Origin of the sequence: Saccharopolyspora dendranthemae, from assembly GCF_007829955.1 — a bacterium.
Classification (GTDB): Bacteria; Actinomycetota; Actinomycetes; order Mycobacteriales; family Pseudonocardiaceae; genus Saccharopolyspora; species Saccharopolyspora dendranthemae.
In genome coordinates, this window is sequence record NZ_VIWX01000001.1 from 777,255 (window position 1) to 799,305 (window position 22,051).

General features: G+C 69.3%; 20 protein-coding genes and 1 pseudogene. 12 read left to right on the forward strand and 9 right to left on the reverse strand.

Annotation, left to right across the window (positions count from 1 at the left end; all coding sequences use genetic code 11):
• Positions 1 to 281: 281 nt before the first annotated feature.
• Positions 282 to 1,709 (reverse strand): DNA-binding protein, encoded by a 1,428-nt coding sequence (locus FHU35_RS03490; protein ID WP_145736646.1) that lies wholly within the window; start codon positions 1,707 to 1,709, stop codon positions 282 to 284.
• 371 nt (positions 1,710 to 2,080) lie between these two features.
• Here FHU35_RS03490 and FHU35_RS03495 point away from each other — a divergent pair, with 371 nt between their 5' ends.
• Both FHU35_RS03495 and FHU35_RS03500 read left to right on the forward strand, forming a co-directional pair.
• A complete protein-coding gene (locus tag FHU35_RS03495) occupies positions 2,081 to 3,025 on the forward strand; it encodes a phosphoribulokinase (protein WP_222429267.1) in 945 nt (314 codons plus the stop codon).
• A 40-nt stretch (positions 3,026 to 3,065) separates the two neighbouring features.
• Positions 3,066 to 3,977: a LysR family transcriptional regulator gene (locus FHU35_RS03500; RefSeq protein WP_145736648.1), complete on the forward strand. Its 912-nt coding sequence runs from the start codon at positions 3,066 to 3,068 to the stop codon at positions 3,975 to 3,977.
• 658 nt (positions 3,978 to 4,635) lie between these two features.
• On the opposite strand, the gene FHU35_RS03515 is transcribed toward FHU35_RS03500, so the two are convergent.
• Positions 4,636 to 5,205 carry a flavoprotein gene (locus FHU35_RS03515; RefSeq protein WP_145736654.1) on the reverse strand — a complete coding sequence of 190 codons (570 nt, stop codon included), beginning with the start codon at positions 5,203 to 5,205 and terminating at the stop codon, positions 4,636 to 4,638.
• A pseudogene (locus tag FHU35_RS03520) lies at positions 5,202 to 6,345 on the reverse strand (helix-turn-helix domain-containing protein). Before FHU35_RS03520 ends, FHU35_RS03515 begins: the two are co-directional and overlap by 4 nt.
• Positions 6,346 to 6,510: 165 nt before the next feature.
• Here FHU35_RS03520 and FHU35_RS03525 point away from each other — a divergent pair.
• Together FHU35_RS03525 and FHU35_RS03530 are read left to right on the forward strand one after the other, a co-directional pair.
• A complete protein-coding gene (locus tag FHU35_RS03525; protein WP_145736656.1) occupies positions 6,511 to 7,176 on the forward strand; it encodes a response regulator in 666 nt (221 codons plus the stop codon).
• Positions 7,173 to 8,369, forward strand: coding sequence for a GAF domain-containing sensor histidine kinase (locus tag FHU35_RS03530; protein ID WP_246110048.1), 1,197 nt, complete (start codon positions 7,173 to 7,175; stop codon positions 8,367 to 8,369). Before FHU35_RS03525 ends, FHU35_RS03530 begins: the two co-directional genes overlap by 4 nt.
• A gap of 119 nt (positions 8,370 to 8,488) precedes the next feature.
• Here FHU35_RS03530 and FHU35_RS03535 read toward each other — a convergent pair whose 3' ends face one another.
• Genes FHU35_RS03535 through FHU35_RS03545 form a run of 3 tightly spaced genes read right to left on the reverse strand, consistent with a single transcriptional unit; the run spans position 8,489 to position 11,285 of the window.
• The gene (locus tag FHU35_RS03535) at positions 8,489 to 9,415 is read right to left on the reverse strand and encodes an AAA family ATPase (protein WP_246110049.1); all 927 of its coding nucleotides are present in this window, start codon (positions 9,413 to 9,415) and stop codon (positions 8,489 to 8,491) included.
• Positions 9,412 to 9,834 (reverse strand): ribulose bisphosphate carboxylase small subunit, encoded by a 423-nt coding sequence (locus FHU35_RS03540; protein WP_145736658.1) that lies wholly within the window; start codon positions 9,832 to 9,834, stop codon positions 9,412 to 9,414. The genes FHU35_RS03535 and FHU35_RS03540 overlap by 4 nt, the downstream gene beginning before the upstream one ends.
• Positions 9,835 to 9,845: 11 nt before the next feature.
• Positions 9,846 to 11,285, reverse strand: coding sequence for a form I ribulose bisphosphate carboxylase large subunit (locus FHU35_RS03545; RefSeq protein WP_145736660.1), 1,440 nt, complete (start codon positions 11,283 to 11,285; stop codon positions 9,846 to 9,848).
• 101 nt (positions 11,286 to 11,386) lie between these two features.
• On the opposite strand from FHU35_RS03545, the gene FHU35_RS03550 reads away from it, so the two are divergent.
• Positions 11,387 to 12,265, forward strand: a complete 879-nt coding sequence (locus FHU35_RS03550) for a LysR family transcriptional regulator (protein ID WP_145736662.1) — start codon at positions 11,387 to 11,389, stop codon at positions 12,263 to 12,265.
• Positions 12,266 to 12,365: 100 nt separating this feature from the next.
• On the opposite strand, the gene FHU35_RS03555 is transcribed toward FHU35_RS03550, so the two are convergent.
• A complete protein-coding gene (locus FHU35_RS03555; RefSeq protein ID WP_281290206.1) occupies positions 12,366 to 13,265 on the reverse strand; it encodes an NAD(P)-dependent oxidoreductase in 900 nt (299 codons plus the stop codon).
• 135 nt (positions 13,266 to 13,400) lie between these two features.
• Between FHU35_RS03555 and FHU35_RS03560 the strand changes: the two genes are divergently transcribed.
• Positions 13,401 to 13,712, forward strand: coding sequence for a winged helix-turn-helix transcriptional regulator (locus tag FHU35_RS03560; protein WP_186459328.1), 312 nt, complete (start codon positions 13,401 to 13,403; stop codon positions 13,710 to 13,712).
• A gap of 44 nt (positions 13,713 to 13,756) precedes the next feature.
• Here FHU35_RS03560 and FHU35_RS03565 read toward each other — a convergent pair whose 3' ends face one another.
• Both FHU35_RS03565 and FHU35_RS03570 read right to left on the reverse strand, forming a co-directional pair.
• Positions 13,757 to 14,773, reverse strand: coding sequence for an L-idonate 5-dehydrogenase (locus tag FHU35_RS03565; protein WP_145736668.1), 1,017 nt, complete (start codon positions 14,771 to 14,773; stop codon positions 13,757 to 13,759).
• Positions 14,770 to 16,101 carry an MFS transporter gene (locus FHU35_RS03570; RefSeq protein WP_145736670.1) on the reverse strand — a complete coding sequence of 444 codons (1,332 nt, stop codon included), beginning with the start codon at positions 16,099 to 16,101 and terminating at the stop codon, positions 14,770 to 14,772. Before FHU35_RS03570 ends, FHU35_RS03565 begins: the two co-directional genes overlap by 4 nt.
• Positions 16,102 to 16,200: 99 nt before the next feature.
• Between FHU35_RS03570 and FHU35_RS03575 the strand changes: the two genes are divergently transcribed.
• From FHU35_RS03575 to FHU35_RS03600, 6 genes are all read left to right on the forward strand, one after another.
• Entirely contained in the window at positions 16,201 to 16,911 is a 711-nt protein-coding gene (locus FHU35_RS03575) for a GntR family transcriptional regulator (protein WP_145736672.1), read from the forward strand.
• Positions 16,912 to 17,403: 492 nt separating this feature from the next.
• Complete coding sequence (locus FHU35_RS03580) at positions 17,404 to 18,387, forward strand: Gfo/Idh/MocA family protein (RefSeq protein WP_145736674.1); 984 nt, start codon at positions 17,404 to 17,406, stop codon at positions 18,385 to 18,387.
• Entirely contained in the window at positions 18,384 to 19,262 is an 879-nt protein-coding gene (locus FHU35_RS03585; protein WP_186459241.1) for a sugar phosphate isomerase/epimerase family protein, read from the forward strand. Before FHU35_RS03580 ends, FHU35_RS03585 begins: the two co-directional genes overlap by 4 nt.
• Positions 19,259 to 20,260, forward strand: a complete 1,002-nt coding sequence (locus FHU35_RS03590; RefSeq protein WP_145736677.1) for a sugar ABC transporter substrate-binding protein — start codon at positions 19,259 to 19,261, stop codon at positions 20,258 to 20,260. The genes FHU35_RS03585 and FHU35_RS03590 overlap by 4 nt, the downstream gene beginning before the upstream one ends.
• Before the next feature lie 2 nt (positions 20,261 to 20,262).
• A complete protein-coding gene (locus tag FHU35_RS03595; protein WP_145736679.1) occupies positions 20,263 to 21,264 on the forward strand; it encodes an ABC transporter permease in 1,002 nt (333 codons plus the stop codon).
• A gap of 3 nt (positions 21,265 to 21,267) precedes the next feature.
• Positions 21,268 to 22,029, forward strand: coding sequence for an ATP-binding cassette domain-containing protein (locus FHU35_RS03600; RefSeq protein WP_145736681.1), 762 nt, complete (start codon positions 21,268 to 21,270; stop codon positions 22,027 to 22,029).
• Positions 22,030 to 22,051: the final 22 nt, after the last annotated feature.

Consider the following 22,051-nt stretch of genomic DNA (forward strand, 5'->3'; position numbering starts at 1 on the left):
CCTCAGCTCTGCTGGGGGTGGCCGATGACGTCAGCGCGGTCGGGTGTCCACCAGGTCATGAATGCCTCCTAGATCCGCGTTCCAGCAGTTCACAGCCTCAGCGATCGGTCACGGCGATGACAACCGATCCCCGACCGGCGGCGCGGAACTCCCAACGAACGGCATCGCCGCCACGACGAGCGGTGCGAGTACGAGCGTGCGCTCCCGCACGCCGTCCGGCAGCGCGCACCGGTGGACGGCCCGGAGGGTGGTGCTGGTGGCCGCTCGCCGCGGCCGGATCGTCAAACGCCCAGGAGACGGCGGATTTCGGGGGCGTGGCGGCGGGAGACGGGAACCAGCTCGGGCACCCTCGGATCGGTGACGAGGAACAGCTCGCCCTTCGTCCCGCGTTCGACCTCGGCGACCCTGCGGAGGTTGACCAGGAACCGGCGGTGGACCCGGCGGAAGCCGTGTCGGGACAGCGCCTGGTCGACGTGGTCCAGACCCCTGGTGGCCGCGAGGATGCGCCCGCGGTCGGTGCTGAGCCACACGGTGTTGCGGTCGGCTTCGGCGTAGCGGACCTCCGACGGCGCGAGCAGCACCAGGCGGTCGTTGCGGATGCCGATCACCCGGGGCGGCATGGGCACGGCCCCGCCTTCGGCCGCACGACCGTAGGGCTCGCCCTCCTGCAGCCCGAACGCGCAGAGCATGCCGACCACGCGTCCGGCGGAGGTGATCGGGCGCAGCGTGGCGGGCATCGCGCCATCACCGGCGACCCCGAGCTGCGCGTATCCGCTCCACTGTGGATTCTGCGCGGAGCGGCCCGCGGCCCAGCGGACCACATCGGACAGCTCGGGGATGTCGGGGCTGGAGCGCTCGGCGGGTTCGATCGCACCGCGAGAAGCCGGACTCCCGGCGGGCAGGCGCAACAGGGACAGGGCGGCGTCGTTGGCGGCGACGACCCGGCCGCCCCGGTCGAGCGCGACCAGCGGTCCGCTGCTGTCGGTGCGCTCCTGCTTGAACGCGGTGCACACCTGCTTGGCCTCGCCGACGGCCCTGCGGTGGATCTCCTGCTCGATGCCCGCGGCGGCGCGCTGCAACCAGCCGGGAACTTGATCGGAAAGCGTTGCGCCCCACCGAGAGATGTTGATGGAGGCGATGGGTGATCCGGTGACCACGTCGCGGATGGCGATGCCCGCGCACGCCCACTGGTGGAAGCCCTCGCACCAGTGCTCGGCGCCGGTGACCGTCACCGGCCCGGTGACCTCGAAGGACGTCCCCATCCCGTTGGTGCCGGTGCACTGCTCGGACCACGACGACCAGGGCGCCATGTTCGACAGCTCGGCGCGGCGCCGGGCCGACGGGTCGCCCCAGGTGCCGAGGATCCGCCCGTTGCCGTCGGTGACGGCGACGACGCCGCCGCTGAGCTCCACGTCCCGGCCGGCGAGCGCTCCGAGTCCGCCGAGCTGGGTGAAGATGACGTCGTTGTCCGGGCCCTGGTCCTGCTGACCGGGGGCCGCCGGGGCGACGTCGAGCGCGGGGTCCACTTCGTACTGATCACGACACCGGTACCAGGACGCGAGGATGTCGGGGCGAATGCTGGAGGTGACGTCCTCACCGGTCGCGAAGGCCTCCCACGCCTTGGCGACCTGCGTCGACGACCCGGTGGCAAGCGAATCTCCGCCGGGTGTTCTCGACGCGATCTCCAACGGCGTGACCAAGCCGGTCATCACGACCTCCTCGTCGCACATCGACATGCGTCATCGACCGACCCGGGTCGTGACCTCGATCACGCTAAGGGGTGTTCACCATCGGAATCAAGCACGGCCATCCACTTGCAGCAGTAACCGCGCGTGCGGTTGATCTAGCTCGATGGAAAGGAGAAACCACCGATCGGGTGTTTCCTCCGCGGTGAATCTTGGCTTTCAGGATCGACTTCCACGATCCCGCAGCCATCGTCGGCGCATCCCCCGCCAGGGGGAGGCCGGGGAAGGCTGCGCTCCGTAACGTCGAGACCTCGCCACCGGGCGGAAACCTCGCCGAGGGCAGGCCCATCGAACCCAGCGCGCCGGAGGAGCAGCGCCGACGGAGGGAGAATTCCGTGCCCGACAAGCAACTGCGCATCCACCGCGCTCAGGCGGCGCGACCGGACACCCGCCCCACGATGCTCGGCATCTCCGGCGACAGCGCCGCGGGCAAGACCACCTTGACCCGCGGTCTCGTCGACGCCCTCGGATCGACGCGCAGCACCTCGATGTGCGTCGACGACTACCACCGCTACGACCGGCGGGAGCGCAGGGACCTGCCCTTCACACCGCTGCACCCGGACTGCAACCACGTGCAGATCATGGAGCAGCACCTGCGCCTGCTGGCCACCGGCAACCCCATCCTCAAACCCGTCTACGACCACTCGACGGGCGAGCTGGCCCGGCCAGTGCTGGTCGAACCGCACGAGTTCGTGCTGGTCGAAGGCCTGCTGCCGCTGCACACGAAGCTCGCGCGCGCCTGCTTCGACGTCACGGTCCACCTCGACCCGCCCGAGGACGTGCGCGCGGCGTGGAAGATCCAGCGCGACACCCACAAGCGCGGTTACCGGCCGGAGCAGGTCCGCGCCGAGCTGGGCCGCCGCGAACCGGAGTCCGCGGAGTTCATCCGCCCGCAGCGCGAGCTCGCCGACATCGTCATCTCGTTCGCCCCGATCGAGGGCCGCGACGACCCTCCCGGCACCCCGCTGTCGGCGACGATCCTGATGCGCCCCACGATCCGGCACCCCAACTTCACCGAGATCCTCGCCAAGGCCCCCACCAAGGCGATGCACCTGGCGCTCAAGCGCGACAGCGACGGCAGACCGGTCGACGCCCTGCACATCCACGGCTACGCGTCCGCCGAGGAGAGCACGATGGTCGCCAAGGCGATCTGGGAGGGGCTCGACGTGGACGACCCGCTGCCGGAACACCTCGGCGTGCTCGACGACGGCAGGCGCAACGAACCGCTGCGGCTGGCCCAGCTGATCCTGCTGCACCACCTCATCCGCGGGAGCGGCTGAGGTGGCACCGAGCCACCGACCGGGCGATTAGCATGCCCGCATGCTGCTGCGGCAACTGGAATACCTGACGACCTTGGCGCGCGAGAAGCACTTCGCCCGCGCCGCCGAGGCCTGTTTCATCTCGCAACCGGCCATGTCGGCGGCGATCCGCAAGCTCGAAGCCGAGCTGCACGTCCAGATCATCCAGCGGGGCAACCGGTTCATCGGTTTCACCCCGGAGGGCGAGCGGATCCTGAAGTGGGCCTACCGCATCCTCGCCGAGCGGGACTCGCTGATCGAGGACGTCGGGGCGATGCGGGAGGGGCTCAGCGGCCGCCTGCGGATCGGGTGCATCCCGACCGCGCTGTGCGTGGTGCCGATCCTGACGTCGCTGCTGTGCCAGGATCAGCCCCGGGTGCGGGTTCAGGTGAGCTCGATGACCTCGATCGAGATCCAGCGCGGCTTGTCGCAGTACGGACTGGACGTCGGCGTGACCTACATCGACAACGAGCCGCTGACCGGCGTCCGCACCGTTCCGCTGTACCGGGAGCGCTACCTGCTGCTGGCCGCCGAGGACGACCTCGACGAGGGCGATGCGGCGACCTGGGCGGAAGCCGCGGAGCACCCGCTGTGCATGCTCTCCGAGGACATGCAGAACCGACGCATCCTCAACTCCGTGTTCGAGCAGGCGCAGGCCAAGCCGCAACCCGCGGTGGAGACCAACTCCATCAGCGCGCTCTACGCCCACGTGCGCGAAGGACCGTGGGCCACCGTGCTCCCCCATTCGTGGCTGCTGCGGTTCGGGGTCCCGGAGGGCATGCGAGCGGTGCCGCTGGTGGAACCGGAGATCAGCAAGACGATCGGCCTCGTCCTGCACGACCGCGACCCCGAACCCATCCTCGCGAGGGCCTTCGTCGACACCGCCCAGCAAGTCGACCTCGACGAACTCCTCAACGCCACCACTCCGGCCTGATCACCGGAAAGTCGAAGCAGCCGACCGCTCCTTCAGCAGCTCGAAGCATTGCTCGCAGGTCGGGAAGCAGATCCAATCCATTTCCGACGCGTGCGCGAGGGCCACCTCCGCACCGCACACGGTGTGCGCCACAGGCTCACCCGACCAGCGACGACCGCGGAAGGCGTGTCTCACCCCCGCTCCCCCGACATTCGGTATCGGAAACCAGAAATGGCGCTCCACAGCGGGAGGAACCGAGGGCCGATCGGGCAGCGGCTCGATCCGGCTCATCGCTGATCCCCCTCAGCCCGGAGCAGCTCAGATGCGTGCTCGCTGAATCCTGGGAAGCACTGCTTCGTCACAGCCTGCCTCTCGCACCACTCCGCGAAATCCTGTGCGGCGCTGGACAAGCTTCGTGCGAACCGGGACGTGTTGACGAGACCGCCGACGGTGGATGGCACCTGCACGCTCACAGCCGCATCTCCCGCAGCGAACAGGAGTTGCCGCGAACCGGGTGCAGGTTCCATCACCTCCGCACCATCGCCCGAGGTCGGTTGAACGATCACAAACATCGGCACTGGCCGCTTCCTCCCTGAAACCACCCTGCGCCCGGCTGGGCGACTGGCGCTCAGGGGACCGCACGACCCGCCCGAAGACCCGGACAAGCTGTCCGGGTTGATCAATCACGAACGGGTGAACCGGATTTCGCGATCCCGTCGACCCCGTCCAGCACTCTCGTCCAGGGCACATCCTTGTCCGGAGCGCTGCGCGGCTCGTGCAGGGGCCAGTAGTCATCGCCCATCAGCAAGTGGACTCCGGAACCGCGCAATGCCTCGACGTGCGAGTTCCACGCCGGTTGCCGCGTGTGCGCCGCATTGATCCTGGGAAAGACGACGACCGGCGCCGACTGCGCACCGATCGCCTCGCACACCGTGGTCAGGGCCTGGTTGTCGGCGAGACCGAGGGCCATTTTCGCAACGGTGTTCGCGGACGCCGGGCACACCAGGTAGCAGTCGATCGGAGGGTGCGGGCTCTTCTCGGTGGGTTTGCGCGGCGCTGCGCGACACGGAAGACCCGTCAACTGCTCGATCTTCCGCCGTTCCCAGTCGTCCAACCACGTCGCCGCCGTCGGAGTCAGCGTCACCGCGACGCGCCACCCGCGAGCGAGCGCAGGCTCGACGAGCTTCGAACGAACCTCCTCCGCTCCTCCAGCGGCAGAGACGATCAAACCCAAGGTGAGCACGCTCATCGCACCGCCCGGCATCGCTCGGCCAAGGCCATCAGAGGAGAAGACCTCCCACTGCTCACCGGTGAACGCCGGTACATGGTCCGCACGACCTCGCGCACCGCCGTTGAATGCCGTACCAGCTGCGGCGCCCTGTGCTCCGCGTCGAGCAGGACCCGCAAAGCATGGTCGTCACGGGCGAGCATGCTCAACGCACGCGACATGTCGATGGCGTGCGTGACCTGACGTTCTCCGGGCAGGTTCGTCGGCCGCACCGACGCACCTCGCTCGACGACGCTGCCGGGGTCGTCGAGGTCGAGCCATGCCGACAAGCGGTGCAGCTCGACGTTGGTCGGTCCGAAGCCCGTCTGCCAGTGGTTGCCATCCGAACCGAGACGCTCCGCGGCCTCTTCAGCCCGAGTCAGCAGCTCACTCGCGGTTGCCCGATCCTGCCGTCGAGCCGCCGCCAGAGCTGTGCGCAGGAACAACATGCCGGAGAGGCTCAGCGCCTGCGGATCGCCTCCTCGGGCTTCGGCCGCAATCCAGCGAGCTGCCGCATCACCTAGCGCGAGGGCCTCGTCGAACCGTCCCAGCATCAACAGCGCGTGCGTCGCTGCTCGCGCAGCCGAGGCGAGCGCGAGCGGATCCTCGGACTGCTCGGCCGCGCGCATCGCTCGTTCCGCCGCGATCCAGGCCACGTCAAGCGCTCGCGTGCTCAAGAAGTCGAGCCGAGCCGAGGAGATCGGGGAGCAAGCTGATCACCTGGCCCAGGTTGCCCTCCTGGTACTGGTTCCACGCTTCCTCGGTCAGGCGTGCAACCGGCTCAGCGTCAGCCTGTTCGGCGGGCAGCTCATCACCGACGAGCGTGTGAGACAGCCGCTGCGGTGACATCAACGCATCGCGCACCGCTGGTACGTCGTCCCCTTCCTCCGCCTCGAACAGAACCGGCTCTCCGAGCAGGTCGTTGAGCGTCACCCGAAGCTGACGAGCCAGCTCGACGAGCACCTCAACTCGGTTGACCTGGCGCTCCCCGCGTTCAACCTTGCTGACCCAGTCCTCGGACTTGCCCATGAGACCGGCGAGGACCACCTGAGACAGACCGCGACGTCGCCGGTAGAACGCGATTCGTTCGCCGATGCTCAGCTCGTCGCCACCACCACGCATGTACGGAGCGTAGCAACCGGGTCGTGGCGGCCCTGGAGTTTCGAACGGATCCGGTCCACCACTCGATGTCGTGACCTAGCCCACCGAAGCTCGACCCGGACCCTCTTGCGGGGGAGGTTTCGTTCTCACTTCCTCGTTTTGGTCTTGCCTGCGTACTCTTTTCGAATGGGCCCGGTGGAAGAGCCGTTGCGGCTGGTGGTCGTCGACGACCACCAGATGGTGCTGGACGGGCTCAAGGCGATGCTGGAACCGCACTCCGACCGCGTTCGGATCGTCGGCGAGGCGGGCACTCCCGCGCAGGCCGTCACCGAGATCCTGGAACACCGGCCGGACGCGGTGCTGCTCGACGTCCGGCTGCGCGGCTCCAGCGGTTTGGACCTCTGCGGGGAGATCCTGGGGCACCGGCCCGACTGCAAGGTGGTCTTCCTGACCGTCTACGACGACGAGCAGTACCTCTACCAGGCGCTGCAGCTGGGCGCATCGGGATTCCTGCTCAAGCGGGTTCGCGGCTCGGAGCTGGTGGAGTACCTGACGCGCATCCACGGCGGCGAGGTGCTCATCGACCCGGCGCTGGACACCAGGGTGGCGATGTCGGCGGCGCGGATCCGCGACGGCGAGTTCTGGCCGGGCGCCCACCTGGGCATCACACAACGCGAGAGCGACGTGCTGTCGCTGCTGGTCGCGGGCATGCCGAACCGGGCCATCGCCGCGAAGCTGTTCATCACCGAGGAGACCGTCAAGACCCACCTGCGGGCGCTCTACCGCAAGCTGGACGTCGGTGACCGGGCCGGAGCCATCACGGTCGCGCTGCGGGAAGGGGTGTTCCGGTGAAGCGCAGGTCGCTGGGCATGGCCGACGCGGAGCAGGAAGCCCACCTGCTCATCCGCATCATCGAAACCATCTCCGCGCGACTGGATCTCGACGAGATCGTGCAGAACGTCGCGGCGATCATCACCGAGATGACCGCGACCGACGTGTGCTTCGTGCACCTGCTCGACGACGACCGGCAGCGACTCAGGCTGTGCGGCGCGACGCCGCCGTTCGACCGGCTCGCGGGACGGGTGGAGCTCGCCGTCGGCGAGGGCATGGCCGGCTGGGTCGCCGCGCACGGCGAGCCCGCGGTCATCGTGGAGGACAAGCTCGCGGACCCGCGCTACAAGTACATCCCGGAGCTGCACGGCGAGGAGTTCACCTCGATGGTGTCCGTGCCGATCCTGACCCGGCTGGGACACCTGGTGGGCGTGCTCAACCTGCACAGCAAGCGGCGCCGCGAGTTCGGCGACGACGTGGAGCTGCTGCGCTCGCTGGCCGGTCTGGTCGCGGGCGCCATCGAGAACGCCCGGTTGTACCGTCGGCTCGCCGACCGGGAGGAGGCGCTGGAGCGCTTCACCGAGCGGATGGTGCAGCTGCAGGAGGCCGAGAGCCGCCGACTCGCCGGGGAGATCCACGACGGCATCAGCCAGCGGATCGTGAGCCTGTTCTTCCACCTCTCCGCGGCGCGCGACCTGGTCGGCGACGACACGGCGCGCGCGGAGGAGCAGATCGCCACCGCGCAGGACCTGGCCGCGGCAGCGCTCGACGAGACCCGCTACGCGATCGCGGGCCTGCGTCCTCCGGTGCTCGACGACCTCGGTTTGACCGCGAGCCTGCAGAGCCTCGCGAGCGGGATCGCCGACATGCACGTCCGCGTCGACGCCGGGGTGTGCGACGTGCCGGAGTTCCTGGAGAGCGCGATCTACCGCAGCGCGCAGGAAGCGCTGCAGAACATCCAGAAGCACGCGCAGGCCGGCAGCGCGGTGATCCGGCTGCGCGCCACCTCCGCCGGGGTGGTGCTGCAGGTCAGCGACGACGGCGTGGGCTTCGACCCCGCCTCGCTGCGCGCGAGCACCGGCCCGACCGGCCACGGCCTGCCCGGTCTGCGCGAACGCGCCCGCCTCCTCGGTGGCACGCTGGACGTCCGCAGCACACCGGGCGAGGGCACGACGCTCACCCTCAACGTCCCACCCCACCGGGATTCGTCCTAGGACCACTCGTGTGTGGGTGGGGTGGGGAAGTTTTCATGAAAACTTCCCCACCCCACCCACACACGGGACACGGGACACGGGACACGGGACACGGGACACGGGAGGAGCCAAACCGCCTCCTAGGACTTGAAGTCGACCGGCTCCAGGCGGACGAGGTCGTCGAGACCGCAGTCGTCCAGGGTGTCCACGAGACGGCTCGCATGCCGCAACCTGGCTCGTTCCAGCACGTTCCGCACCGTCCGGGCGTTGGCGAAGCGAGGCCGCGCTCGCTGCTCGTCGAGGAGTTCGCGGAACACCTCGGCCGCCTCACCGCCGATCCGGTAACCGTCCTGTTCGGACATCAGACCGGCGATGGACTCCAGCTCGCCGAGATCGTAGTCATCGAACTCGATGTGGTGCGCCACCCGCGAGCTCATGCCCGGGTTGGAGTGGAAGAACTCCGCCATCCGGTCGCCGTAGCCCGCCAGGATCACGACCACGTCCTCGCGCTGGTTCTCCATGACCTGCAGCAGGATCTCGATTGACTCCTGCCCGTAGTCGCGTTCGTTCTCGGCGCGGTAGAGGTAGTAGGCCTCGTCGATGAACAGCACACCGCCCATCGCCCGCTTGAGCACCTCCTTGGTCTTCGGCGCAGTGTGGCCCACGTACTGGCCGACGAGGTCGTCGCGGGTGACGGCGACCAGGTGACCGCGTTCGAGGTAGCCGATGCGGTGCAGCAGCCCGGCCATCCGCATCGCGACCGTCGTCTTGCCGGTGCCCGGGTTGCCGGTGAAGCACATGTGCAGGTTCGGGCGCGTCGAGCTCACCCCGAAGCGCTGGCGCACGCGATCCACCAGCAGCAGCGCGGCCACCTCGCGGATGCGGGTCTTGACCTCGCGCAGGCCGATGAGTTCGTCATCGAGCGAGGACATCAGCTCGTCGATGCCCGCCTCGTCCCGCTCGGCCGCGAGGTCCACGCGGGACCGCTCCGGGATGGCCGCTTCCGTTGCTTCCGTGTCGATTTCGCCGGGTCGCATGCCGAAACCCGGCCGCGTCGCGGTGTTCACGATGAGTACCGGTCACCTCTCGGTCGGTCCAGCGCGTACGGGTGGGTGCTGTAGCGCAGCCGCCGGTCAGCGGCCTCCTGCCGGTCGAGCCGGAACCCGGGTTCCTCGGGCGGCCGGTTGACCAGGAAGGTCAGCGCCGTGGTCTGCCTGCCCAGCGAGGCGTCGTAGGCGTTGACCCTGATGTAGTGGTGCGGGTAGGCCTTCCGGCACTCGTTGACCTCGTAGAGCACGCCGGCCGCGTCGGCGAGGTCGAACATCGGCAGTCCCCACATGTCCCAGTAGTTGTTGCGGGGATGCGGGTCGTCGGTGAACTCCACCGACAGCGGCCAGCCGTTGTCCAGCGCGTACTGCGCCTGCGCCCGGATCTCGTCGTCGGTCAGGTCCGGGAGGTAGGAGAAGGTTCCTTGGGTGATGCGCATGTCAGGTCTCCTCACACCAGGGTCGGCATCTCGACGACGTCCGGGGTGTCGGTGGAGTCGTAGTTGAAGCTCACGTCTCCCCACAGGGCCAGCGCGGTGTCGAGCTCGCGGCTGTGCCGCGCGGCCGCGCGCAGGATGTCGGGGCCTTCGGCCAGGAAGTCACGACCTTCGTTGCGCGCCTTGATCATCGCTTCGAGAGCGACCCGGTTCGCGGTGGCACCGGCTGCGATGCCCATCGGGTGACCGATGGTGCCGCCGCCGAACTGCAGGATCACGTCCTCCCCCAGGTGATCGAGAAGCTGATGCATCTGACCAGCGTGGATGCCCCCGGAGGCCACGGGCATGACGCCCGGCATCGACGCCCAGTCCTGCTCGAAGTACAGGCCCTTGGCCGGGTCCGGCTCCGCCTTGTTGACGCGCAGCACGTCGTAGAACCCGGCCACCGAGTTCGGATCGCCTTCGAGCTTGCCGACCACCGTTCCGGCATGGATGTGGTCGACCCCGGCCAGCCGCATCCACTTGGCGATCACCCGGAAGCTCACTCCGTGGTTCTTCTGCCGCGTGTAGGTGGAGTGACCGGCCCGGTGCAGGTGCAGGAGAACGCCGTTGGCGCGCGCCCACTTCGCCATCGACTGGATCGCGGTGTAGCCGACGGTCAGGTCGATCATCACCACGACGCTGCCGATCTCCTTGGCGAACTCCGCCCGCTCGTACATGTCCTCCATCGTCGCGGCGGTGACGTTGAGGTAATGCCCTTTGATCTCGCCGGTTTCGGCCTGGGCGCGGTTGACGCCCTCCATGCAGAACAGGAACCGGTCGCGCCAGCGCATGAACGGCTGGGAGTTGATGTTCTCGTCGTCCTTGGTGAAGTCGAGACCACCCCGCAGGGCCTCGAACACCACCCGCCCGTAGTTGCGCGCGGACAACCCCAGCTTCGGCTTGACGGTAGCGCCCAGCAGCGGCCGCCCGTACTTGTTCAGGTACTCCCGCTCCATCACGATGCCGTGCGCGGGCCCCTGGAAGGTCTTGGTGTAGTGCGGCGGGATTCGCATGTCCTCCAGCCGCAGCGCCTTGAGCGCTTTGAACCCGAAGACGTTGCCGATGATCGACGAGGTCAGGTTCGCGATCGACCCCTCCTCGAACAGGTCGAGGTCGTAGGCGATGTAGGCGATGTGCTGACCGGGCTGTCCGGGCACCGGGTCGACCCGGTAGCACTTGCCCTGGTAGTGCTCGTAGGTCGTGAGCCGGTCGGTCCACACCACCGTCCAGGTCGCGGTGGAGGACTCGCCCGCGACCGCGGCTCCGGCCTCCTCGGGCGGCACCCCGTCCTGCGGGGTCACGCGGAACGCGGCGAGCACGTCGCTCGGCTTCGGCTCGTAGTCGGGCTGCCAGTAGCCCATCTCGGCGTAGGGGATCACTCCGGCGCCCCAGCGCTCGTTCTCGGCTGCCATGCGTCCTCCCTCGACGTGAGTGGATGCGTTTGACGATGGCGGCCGATTGAGCAACTGTCTATCAAGAATCCGGGCACAACACTTGAGCGAACGGTTGAGCTATGACGCTGACGCAGCTGCGCACGTTCCTGGCCATCGCCGACACCGGCTCGGTGCACGCCGCCGCGCGCCGGCTCTACGTCACCCAGTCAGCGGTCTCGGCGGCCCTCAACGCGCTGCAGAAGTCGCTCGGCCTGCAGCTGTTGGAGCGCGAGGGCCGCGGCCTGCGGCTCACCCGCGCCGGCGTGGTCTACGCCGACCACGTCCGGACCGCCCTCGGCCTGCTCGACCAGGCCCACACCGCCGCAGCGGCGGAATCGGACCCGGAACGCGGTGAACTGCGCATCGCGGCCCTGACCACCGCGGGCGAGCAGATCCTGCCCGGCGTACTGGCGAGCTTCCGCGAGCGGCACCCGCACGTGGGCGTGCGCCTGGAGGTCGGCAACCGGGAGCGGGTCCGCCGGCTCCTGGAGCGCCACGAGGTCGACCTCGTCCTCGGCGGGCGCCCGGAACCCGGCCGCGAGGTCGAGGTCCTCGCCACCCGGCCGCACGAGCTCATCGTCGTCGCCAACTCCCCCGGACCGGGTGACCCCGCCTGGCTCGCGGCCCAGACGTGGCTGATGCGCGAACCCGGCTCGGGCACCCGCGCCATCACGGAGTCCTTCCTGGCCCAGCTCGAACTCGACCCGCCGCCCCGGACCCTCACGCTGGGCTCGAACACCGCGGTCATCGAGTCCGCCTTGGCAGGCCTGGGGATCACCCTGGTCTCCAGGGACGCCGTCACCCGTCACCTCGACGACGGCCACCTGACCGAGATCAGCACCCCGGCCACGCCCCTCCTCCGGGACTGGCACCTCACCGCCAACCCCGGGCCCACACCTCCCACGACCGCCCTCTTCACCACCCACCTCACCACCACGGCCCACTTCCACACTCCCTGAGCCCAACCGGGTTTCGAATTCCGGCGGAGGCCCGAACGACCGGACTCTTCCTCGGCTCAGCGGGAAACCACCGGGACGAGGGGTGTTCCGTCCCGGTGACTCAACCGCGCCGGCGCATGACGTCGATGATCCGAGTCCAGTTGTCCCCGCCGCGCCCGGCGTCGATCGCGCGGCCGTAGTGCGACTGCACCGCGCGCGGGAGGGCGAGATCGAGGCCGACGGACGCGCTGGTCTCCACGATGTGGTCGGCGGTCGCTCCCATCATCGTGACCGTGCTGGGCTCACCGGGGTGCGCACCGGCGTCCAGCGCTGCCCCCGGAACGTCCTCCCCCGCACGCACGATCGCCCCGATCGCGTCGGTGAACGAGAGCAGTTCCGACAGAGCCTCTTTCGCGTTCAACCCGGCGCTTCCCAGCATCGCGGTCGCGTGCATCAGCCCGGACAGCGCCGTGAGGAACACCGCGAGCTCCGCCTGGTACATCATCTGCGCGAGGCCGGGGGCTTCTCCGAGGTAGTTCGGCTCGCCGAGCAGCGCCAAAGTCCGCTGGTGCCGCGCCAGCACCTCGCGAGGACCGCTGTAGTGGACGCGCGCTGAACCGGTGCCGATCATCGGTGCCGGGACCATGACCCCGCCGACGAGGAAGTCGGCACAGTGACCCGCTGCCCAGCTCGCCGCCTCGCGGGTCCGATCAGGCGTGTCCGAACTCAGGTTCACCAAGGTCCGTCCGGCGAGCGACCCGGTGGCTCCGCCGAGGACGTCGTACATGACCTGGTAGTCGGTGAGGCTGAGGATGACCAGTTCGCCGACCTCGACGGCCTCGACGGGCGTGGACGCGAGCGTTGCTCCGTCGGCGATCACACCATCGGCGCGACGAGCGGTGCGGTTCCACACCGTCACCGGATGGCCCGCTGCGAGGAGGGCGCGAGTCATGGACTGCCCCATCGGGCCCAGGCCGATGATGGCGACGGGAGCGTTCTCAGGTGCGCGGTTGTCGTTCACTCCTCCAGGCTCCGGCGCCGCGGCTAACATGGGAAGTACGCACTATTTCCTGCGGTACTCACCTCGTGGTAAGGGGCGATCACCTTGGCCGGCGCATCGAGGCGCGGACCGTACATCTGCGGCATCGACGCCGCCATGGACGTCGTCAGCGGCAAGTGGAAGGGCTTGATCCTCTGGGAGCTCAACGCACACCGCGTGCGCCGCTTCGCCGAGCTCCGTCGCGGCCTGAACGGGGTCAGCGAGAAGATGCTGACCCAGCACCTGCGCGAGATGGAGGCCGACGGCCTCGTCCACCGGGAGGTGTACCCGGAGGTGCCGCCGCGCGTGGAGTACTCCCTGACCGTTCACGGACGAACGCTCAACCAAGCGCTCGCACCGCTCGGCGCCTGGGGCTCCGAGCGGATCCAGCGGGAAGGCTCCGAAGTGGTGGACGCCGCCGGGGCATGACCCGGCGACGGCGGAAGCTGCTGCAGAGCAAGGAAGTCCGGCCCCTAGGTGCCCAGCTGGAGCATGACCTTGCTGCTGCCCGTGGTGCGGTCGGCCGCGACCGCGAGGGCTTCGGCGGCCTGGTCCAGCGGGTAGGTGTGGGTGATGAGCGGGGTGACGTCCAGGCCGTCGCGGAGGGCGGTCAGGGCGTCGGTGATCTCGTCGACGAAGCGGTAGGAACCGACCCAGGTGATCTCGCGGGTCACCAGGTCGCCGAGCGCCGCCGGAGCCGGCTCACCCGGGAGGTTGCCGACCTGGACGACGGTTCCGCCTCGGCGGGTAGCGCGCAGCACCGGACCGATCGCGGCCGGTGCGCCGGAGGCCTCGAACGCGAGGTCCACGTCGTCGGGAAGGGAGTGCGTTGACAGGTCGCGGGTTTCGTCGGCGCCCATGCGCTTCGCGACGTCCAACGAGGTCGCGGCCAGGTCCGCCGCCACCACCGCCGACGCTCCCCGGTGCTTGGCCGAGGCGACCACGAGCGCCCCGATCGGACCGGCTCCGTTCACCAGAACCGTTCTGCCGCGCAGGGATCCGGCCCTAGTGACCGCGTGCAGCGCGACGCCGAGCGGTTCGGCGAGCGCGCCGACCTGCGTGGACACGCCGTCCGGCAGCGCTCGCAGCTGTTCGACCGGGACGACCCGGTACTCGCTGAAACCGCCGTCGGTGTGCGGGTCGAAGGCGGCCGAACCGAAGTAGCGCACGTGCGGGTGCACATTGCTGCGCCCCTCCGGGAACGCGTGCTCGCCCACCAGCTCAGCCGGGTGAGCCGTCATCGGTTGTCCGATCTCCACTCCGGCAACACCGGGACCGAGGCCGGCCACGCGTCCGGCGATCTCGTGCCCGAGGATCATCGGGTGCCGCAGCGCGGCCGTACCGGTGCCGCCGTGGCGCCAGTAGGAGATGTCGGACCCGCAGATCCCACCCCACTCCACCGCCAGCAGCACCTGACCCTCGCCGGGCACCGGGTCCGGCACCTCGTCGACGCGGACGTCGCGGATTCCGTGCACGACAACGGCTTTCACAGGGCATCCTCCAGTCGGACGAGGTCGCGGCCGCGGGTCTCCGGCGCCAGCCAGGTGGAAACGAACGTGATCAGCGAGTAGACGACGAGCATCGCGGCGATCGGCCACCAGTGCTGCGTCCAGGCCGTCAGGCTGGCGGCCACGACCGGTCCGACCGCGGTGGCCAGCGTGCCGCCGATCTCCTTGGCCACGGCCAGCTGGGTGAACCGGGTGCGCGAACCGAACAGCTCGGCCATCGTCACGCTCTCCACCGCGAACAGCCCGAGCACACCGATGTTGAGGCCGAGGATCATCGCGATCGTCAGCATCACCTCGTTGCCGCCGGCGATGGTCGCCATCATCGGCACCGCGATGATCGCGGTCAGCAGGCTCAGCGCCAGGTAGACGGGGCGCCTGCCGAACCTGTCGCCGAGCATCCCCACCAGCGGGATCGTGGCGAAACCGAGCAGCGAGCCGTAGACGATGGCGTTGGTGGGCACCGACCGGCTGACCGCCAGCGACGAGGCGATGTAGCCCACGAGGAAGGTCTGCACGAGGCCGGAGTTGCCCGCCTGGCCGAAGCGGAGTCCGAGCGAGAGCAGGAAGGCCCTGCCCTTGCGCTGCTGGAGGCCGGTTTCGATGGCTCCGGCCGCGACCGGAGCGGAGTCCTCGCGTTCCTCGAAGACCGGGCTCTCCTTGAGGTTCGAGCGCATCCAAACGCCGAACAGCAGCAGCACGAAGCTCAGCAGGAACGGGATCCGCCAGCCCCACGCGATGACCTGCTCCTCGGACAGGACGACGAGCAGCACGGCCCACAGCCCGGACGCGGCCAGCGTGCCCGAGTTGGTCCCCAGCGACACCAGCGAGGAGATCAGCCCGCGCCGCTTGACCGGTGCGTACTCGACGAGCATCACCGTCGCTCCGGCGATCTCGGCACCCGCGCCGAATCCCTGGATCAACCGCAGCACGACCAGCAGGATCGGCGCCGCGATGCCGATCGTCTGGTACGGCGGCAGGACTCCGATGAGCGTGGTGGAGGCACCCATGATGACGATCGTCAGGAACAGGACCTTCTTGCGGCCGATCCGGTCACCCATCCGCCCGAAGTAGAAGGCGCCGACGAGCCGCGCGACGTAGCCGACGCCGTAGGTGGCCATCGCCGCGATCAGCCCGATGGCCGGGCTGACGTCGGGGAAGAAGATCTTGTTGAACACGATGGCCGCCGCCAGCGAGTACAGCTGGAAGTCCATGAACTCCATCGCCGTGCCCAGCCAACCCGACACGGCGGCCTTGCTCAGCTCGCGAGTCGACCGTCTCGCGACACCCGCCGTCTGGGTGCTGTCCGTCATCGTGCGCTCCTTCGCTCCACGCCCGGCCCACTGGTAGGTCAGTACTGGTATACAAGCACTGACCGATCAGAGCGGTCAAGACTCGTCTAGCCTTGGCCCGTGCCCGACTCCAGGAACCGTCCGAACCGCCGCGTCATCTACGAGACGCTGCGGCGCAAGGTGCTGACCCTCGAACTCGAACCGGGCTCCGCCCTGTCGGAGAAGGACTTGGCCGCAGGCCTGGGCGTCAGCCGCACCCCGGTGCGCGAGGGACTGATCCTGCTGGCCGAGGAAGGGCTGGTGCAGGTGTTCCCGCAGATCGGCTCGTTCGTCTCCCGGGTGGATCCGCAGCGGGTCGCCGACGCCCAGTTCCTGCGCGAAGCCGTCGAACTCACCGCGCTCGACGACGTGCCCGGCGACCTCGACGAGGACCTGCTGGCGGAACTCGCGGACAACCTCGTGCGCCAGCGCTCAGCGGAGGTCGACGTCGAGGAGTTCTTCGCCCTCGACGAGGAGTTCCACCGCGGCCTGCTGCGCCTGTCGGGGCACGAGCGCGCCTGGCCGACGGTCGTCTCGGCGAAGGGGCACCTGGACCGCGCGCGCCGGCTCGGGCTCTACGAGTCGAGCCCGCCGGAGGTCTACGCCGATCAGCACGTCGAGATCATGGACGCGATCCGCGCTCACGACCTCGCGCGCGCCCGCGCGACCATGCGCACCCACCTGCGCGCCGTCTTCGCCGACATCGAGCGCCTCCGCGCCCGCAAGCCGGAGCTCTTCGCCTCCAACGCCGAGGCCACCCCGGTCCGCAAGTCCGTCGTCGTCTGGCAATGACCACCGGGCCCACGCGGAGCAACATCGCACCCGGTCCCAGTTTTAGTCATAACTGAGCCGACATTTCGGACATGATCATGGCTCGGTTTGGACTAAAACTGGGATTTGGTGCGCACTTCGCTCACTTGGGCTACGCGGATCGCTTGACGCGGAGACGTCGCCGTGCCCGGTTCGACCGAGGCGGACGGGGGGAAGGCCTCGGAGGACAGGGATGCACGGCGACGTCCCCGGACGGAGCGCGCTCTTCGGGGGGCGTTCGGATGTACCGGTTTACTGGATGCCACCAGGGCGCGTCAATGGTTTGTCCGGACATTCTCACCTGAGGACGCAAAGTGGCGGCTCGGGGACCGCCGTTCGGAGCATTCCCCGGTTCTCCACAGTGGACGCGACCTCCGGAACTGCGCTGGAAATCCGGGTCTTGACATCGTTGTGATTCACCGCACAGCATTGATCGGCGCCCACGCCCCCAGACGAATCGAGGCCCTCGCCGAGATGAAGATCGGAGTAGCCGGGGTCGGTCGAATCGGCTCCATGCACGCCACCAATCTCGCCGCGCTCGACGAAATCGACCAACTCCTGCTGTTCGATCCGGCTCCGGGCAGAGCGGAATCGGCTGCGGCCGAGATCGGACCCCCGGCCACAGCAGTGACCACTGTGGACGAATTGCTGCGCGCCAACGGGATCCTGATCGCGACCCCGACCGGCACGCACCCCGACCTGGTGCGTGCCGCACTCGCCACCAGAACCCCGGTGCTGTGCGAAAAACCGCTGGCACCGGACCTCCCCGGGATGTCCGCGCTGGTCGACGAGATCGAGCGAGCCGACGTCCCGGTCCTGGTCGGGTTCCATCGCCGCTTCGATCCCGACACCGCCGAGGTGCACCGTCGGTTGCGCGACGGGACCGCGGGGTCGGTGTACCTCGTGCGAGCCGTGTGCAACGACCACCTGCCCCCGCCGAAGGAGTTCGTGGCCACCTCCGGCGGGCTGTTCCGGGACTGCCTGATCCACGACCTCGACGCCGTGCCGTGGCTGCTCGGCGAGCCGGTCACGGAAGTCTACGCGTCCGGATCGGTGCTGGTGGACGACTCGTTCCGGGAGGCGGGCGACGTGGACAACGCCGTGGTGTCGCTGCGCTTCGCCGGTGGTGCGCACGCGCTGCTGTCGGCCGCGCGGCACGATCCGGTGGGCTACGACTGCCGACTCGAGGTCTTCGCCTCGCGCGACACCCTCACCGTCGGCCTCGACGAGCGCACACCGCTCAACACCGTCCGCGGCGCCGGGCCGGACCGACCGTGGACGTCGTTCACCGAGCGCTACCACGACGCCTACGTGCAGGAGTCCCGCGTGTTCCTCGACGTCATCGCCCGCCGCGCCGAGAACCCCTCGCCGCCGAGGGAAGCGCTGGTCAGCCTGCGGCTCGCCGAGGCCTGCGAAGAGTCGCTGCGCGCCGGCAAACCGGTGGGGGTGAACCCGTGAAGTTCAAGGTCGCCGCCGCGCCGATCTCCTGGGGCGTGAGCGAAGTTCCCGGCTGGGGACGGATTCTCGATCCCGATCAGGTCCTCTCCGAGATGGCCGGTCTGGGCGTCTACGCCACCGAGCTGGGTCCGCCCGGCTACCTGCCCGACCCCCGGACCATCGTCGGCCGGCACGGGCTGGAGCTGGTCGGCGGTTTCCTCGCCGTCCCGCTGCACGACTCCGCGACGGCCGACGACAGCGTCGCGCAAGCCGCGGCCGCAGCCCGGAAGATCGCCCGCGCGGGCGGCGAGATCGTGGTGCTCGCGGCCGCTACCGGTCTCGACGGCTACGACGAACGACCGGCGCTGGACGACGCGCAGTGGACCGTGCTGATCGACACCTGCCGTCGCGTCACCGAAGCCGTCACCGCCGAGGGGCTGCGCGTCGCGATGCACCCGCACGTCGGCACCCACGTGGAGACCGAGACCGAGGTCGAGCGCTTCGTCGCCGACTCCCGGATGTCGTTGTGCCTGGACACCGGGCACCTGCTGGTCGGCGGCACCGATCCCGTCGCGCTCGCCGAGCGGCACCCGGGCCGCATCGGGCACCTCCACCTCAAGGACGTCCGCTCCGATCTGGCCACCGCGGTCCGCAACGGAGACGTCGGGTTCGCCGACGCCGTCGCCCGCGGGCTGTTCGTGCCGCTCGGAGACGGCGACGTCGACACCGAAGCCGTGGTCCGCTCGGTGCACGGCGCGGGTTACCGTGGCTGGTACGTGCTGGAGCAGGACACCGCGCTGGGCCCGGACTCCGCCATCGGCGCCCCTCGGCGCGACACCGCGCGCAGCCTGGTCCACCTGGACCAGGTCTTCTCCCGGATCCAGGAAGGCCGATGACCGAAACCCGCAGGGCCGCACCGTCGCGGTTGCTGCCGGTGCTCCTGATCGGAGTGCTGGCGCTGGCCGGGTGCACCGGCCCCAAGGCGTCCGGGCCCATGCCGGACGCGCACGAGCGCACCGAGAGCCACGACGGCCCGCTGCGCATCGCGGTGATCAGCCACAGCACGCCCGGCGACGCGTTCTGGAACGTGGTGCAGAACGGCGCGGAACGGGCGGGCGAAGATCTGGGCATCGAGGTCCAGTACCAAGCCGATCCCGATCCGGGAAACCAGGCGAAGCTGGTGGACAACGCCATCGCCCAGGGAGCCGACGGCCTCGTGGTCTCGCTCGGCAGCCCGGACGCGATGCGCACGTCGGTGACCGGCGCGGTCGCGGCAGGCATCCCGGTGATCACGATCAACGCTGGCGAGGAGGTCAGCGCCGCGTTCGGCGCGATCACGCACGTCGGGCAGAGCGAGACCGTCGCGGGGCGAGCCGCCGGGCAGCGGTTCTCGCAGGCCGGGAAGCACAAGGTGCTGTGCGTGATCCACCAGGCCGGGGTGGAGACGCTCAACCAGCGCTGCGACGGTGCGCGCGAGGGGTTCGCCCCCAGCCAGGTCACCAACCTGCAGGTCGACATCAACAACCCGACGGACGCGCAGTCCCGGATCAAGGGAGCGCTGCAGTCGGATCCCGGTGTGGACGGAGTGCTCACGCTCAACCCGCAGGTCGCGGCGAACGCGGTCAACGCGGCCCGCGAATCCGGTTCGCGCGCGGCGGTGTCCACCTTCGACCTCAACGGCGACGTGGTCGCCTCGATCCAGGCCGGTGATCTGCTGTTCGCCGTCGACCAGCAGCAGTACGAGCAGGGATATCTGCCGGTGGTGTACCTGAAGCTGTTCCTGGAGAACGCCAACACCGTCGGCGGCGGCAAACCCGTCTACACCGGACCGGGTTTCGTCGATCGGTCCAACGTGGACGTGGTCGGCGAGTACGCACGACGCGGAACGAGGTAGGCATGACGACTCCGTGGGCTCGGCTGCTCACCCGGCCGGAGCTGGGCGCGGTGATCGGCGCGCTCGGTGTGTTCACGTTCTTCTCGCTGGTCACCGACGAGTTCCTGTCCCCGCTGGGCACCGCGACCTGGCTGGACGATTCGGCGACGCTGGGCATCATGGCCGTCGGCGTGGCGCTGCTGATGATCGGCGGCGAGTTCGACCTCTCCGCAGGCGTGATGACCGCCTCGACCGCGCTGGTCACGGCCATGGTGGCCACCGAGCTGGGGTGGAACGTCTGGGCCGGGCTCGCGCTGTCGCTGGTGTTCGCGCTGGCGGTCGGCGCGTTCAACGGCTTGCTGGTGATGCGCACCGGCTTGCCCAGCTTCATCGTCACGCTCGGGACGTTCTTCGCGTTGCAGGGCCTCAACCTCGGCGTGACGCGGCTGGTCACCGGGACCGTGCAGGTCTCGGGGATCCGGTCGGCGCCGGGGTACGAATCCGCGGGCTTCGTCTTCGCCTCCACTGTGGACGTCGGTGGGACGTCGTTCCAGATCTCCATCGCGTGGTGGATCGGTGCCGCGCTGGTGGCGTCGTTCCTGCTGCTGCGCACGCGGTTCGGAAACTGGATCTTCGCGGTCGGCGGATCGTCCGCGAGCGCCCGCGCCGTCGGCGTCCCGGTGCTGAGCACCAAGGTCGGGCTGTTCATGACCACCGCGCTGTGCGGGTGGCTGGTCGGCTCGATCAACATCCTGCGGTTCACCACCGTGCAGGCGAACCAGGGCGTGGGGCTGGAGTTCCAGTTCATCATCGCCGCGGTGATCGGCGGATGCCTGCTCACCGGTGGTTTCGGCTCGGCGATCGGTGCCGCGGTCGGCGCGCTGATCTTCGGCATGGTCCGGCAGGGAATCGTGTTCGCGCGCTGGGACAACGACTGGTTCTTCCTGTTCCTCGGCGTGCTGCTGCTCGGTGCCGTGCTGGTCAACAACTCCTTCCGCCGCCGCGCGGAACGGCAACGGAGGTAGGCGATGACTCCGCTCCTGCAAGCGCGCGGCATCGGCAAGAACTACGGGAGCGTCTCCGCGCTGGAGGACGTCTCGACCGTGGTCCACCGCGGTGAGGTCACCTGCGTGCTGGGCGACAACGGCGCCGGAAAGTCGACGCTGATCAAGGTCCTGGCGGGCGCGCACCAGCACGACGCGGGTGAGCTGCTGCTGGAGGGCTCGCCGGTGCGGTTCGGTTCCCCGCGCGAGGCGCTGGATCGGGGCATCGCCACGGTGTTCCAGGACCTGGCGGTGGTTCCGCTGATGAGCGTGTGGCGGAACTTCTTCCTCGGCTCCGAGCCCGGCAGATGGGGGTTGATCGACCGCAAGCGGGCGCGCGCGACGACCCGCGAGGCGCTCGCCGAGATGGGCATCGAGCTGCGCGACGTCGAGCAGCCGGTGGGCACGCTCTCGGGTGGTGAGCGGCAGTGCGTGGCGATCGCCCGCGCGATGCACTTCGGGGCGAAGGTCCTCATCCTCGACGAGCCGACCGCCGCGCTGGGCGTCAAGCAGGCCGGGCTCGTGCTCAAGCACGTCGCCCGGGCCCGCGACCGCGGCCTCGGGGTCGTGCTGATCACCCACAACCCGCACCACGCCTACCCGGTGGGCGACCGGTTCCTGCTCCTCAAACGAGGTCGCAGCCTCGGAAGCCACGAGAAGGCGGACATCACCCTCGACCACCTCACGCACCAGATGGCGGGCGGCGCCGAGCTCGAAACCCTCACCCACGAGCTCGAATCCGACTGACCCTGGTCATCTCCGGAGCGAC

Coding starts and splice junctions, on each gene's coding strand:
- FHU35_RS03490 (WP_145736646.1), bottom strand. CDS start 1,709: ATGACCGGCTTGGTCACGCCGTTGGAGATCGCGTCGAGAACACCCGGC.
- FHU35_RS03500 (WP_145736648.1), top strand. CDS start 3,066: ATGCTGCTGCGGCAACTGGAATACCTGACGACCTTGGCGCGCGAGAAG.
- FHU35_RS03515 (WP_145736654.1), bottom strand. CDS start 5,205: ATGAGCGTGCTCACCTTGGGTTTGATCGTCTCTGCCGCTGGAGGAGCG.
- FHU35_RS03525 (WP_145736656.1), top strand. CDS start 6,511: ATGGGCCCGGTGGAAGAGCCGTTGCGGCTGGTGGTCGTCGACGACCAC.
- FHU35_RS03540 (WP_145736658.1), bottom strand. CDS start 9,834: ATGCGCATCACCCAAGGAACCTTCTCCTACCTCCCGGACCTGACCGAC.
- FHU35_RS03545 (WP_145736660.1), bottom strand. CDS start 11,285: ATGGCAGCCGAGAACGAGCGCTGGGGCGCCGGAGTGATCCCCTACGCC.
- FHU35_RS03550 (WP_145736662.1), top strand. CDS start 11,387: ATGACGCTGACGCAGCTGCGCACGTTCCTGGCCATCGCCGACACCGGC.
- FHU35_RS03560 (WP_186459328.1), top strand. CDS start 13,401: ATGGACGTCGTCAGCGGCAAGTGGAAGGGCTTGATCCTCTGGGAGCTC.
- FHU35_RS03570 (WP_145736670.1), bottom strand. CDS start 16,101: ATGACGGACAGCACCCAGACGGCGGGTGTCGCGAGACGGTCGACTCGC.
- FHU35_RS03580 (WP_145736674.1), top strand. CDS start 17,404: ATGAAGATCGGAGTAGCCGGGGTCGGTCGAATCGGCTCCATGCACGCC.
- FHU35_RS03590 (WP_145736677.1), top strand. CDS start 19,259: ATGACCGAAACCCGCAGGGCCGCACCGTCGCGGTTGCTGCCGGTGCTC.
- FHU35_RS03595 (WP_145736679.1), top strand. CDS start 20,263: ATGACGACTCCGTGGGCTCGGCTGCTCACCCGGCCGGAGCTGGGCGCG.
- FHU35_RS03600 (WP_145736681.1), top strand. CDS start 21,268: ATGACTCCGCTCCTGCAAGCGCGCGGCATCGGCAAGAACTACGGGAGC.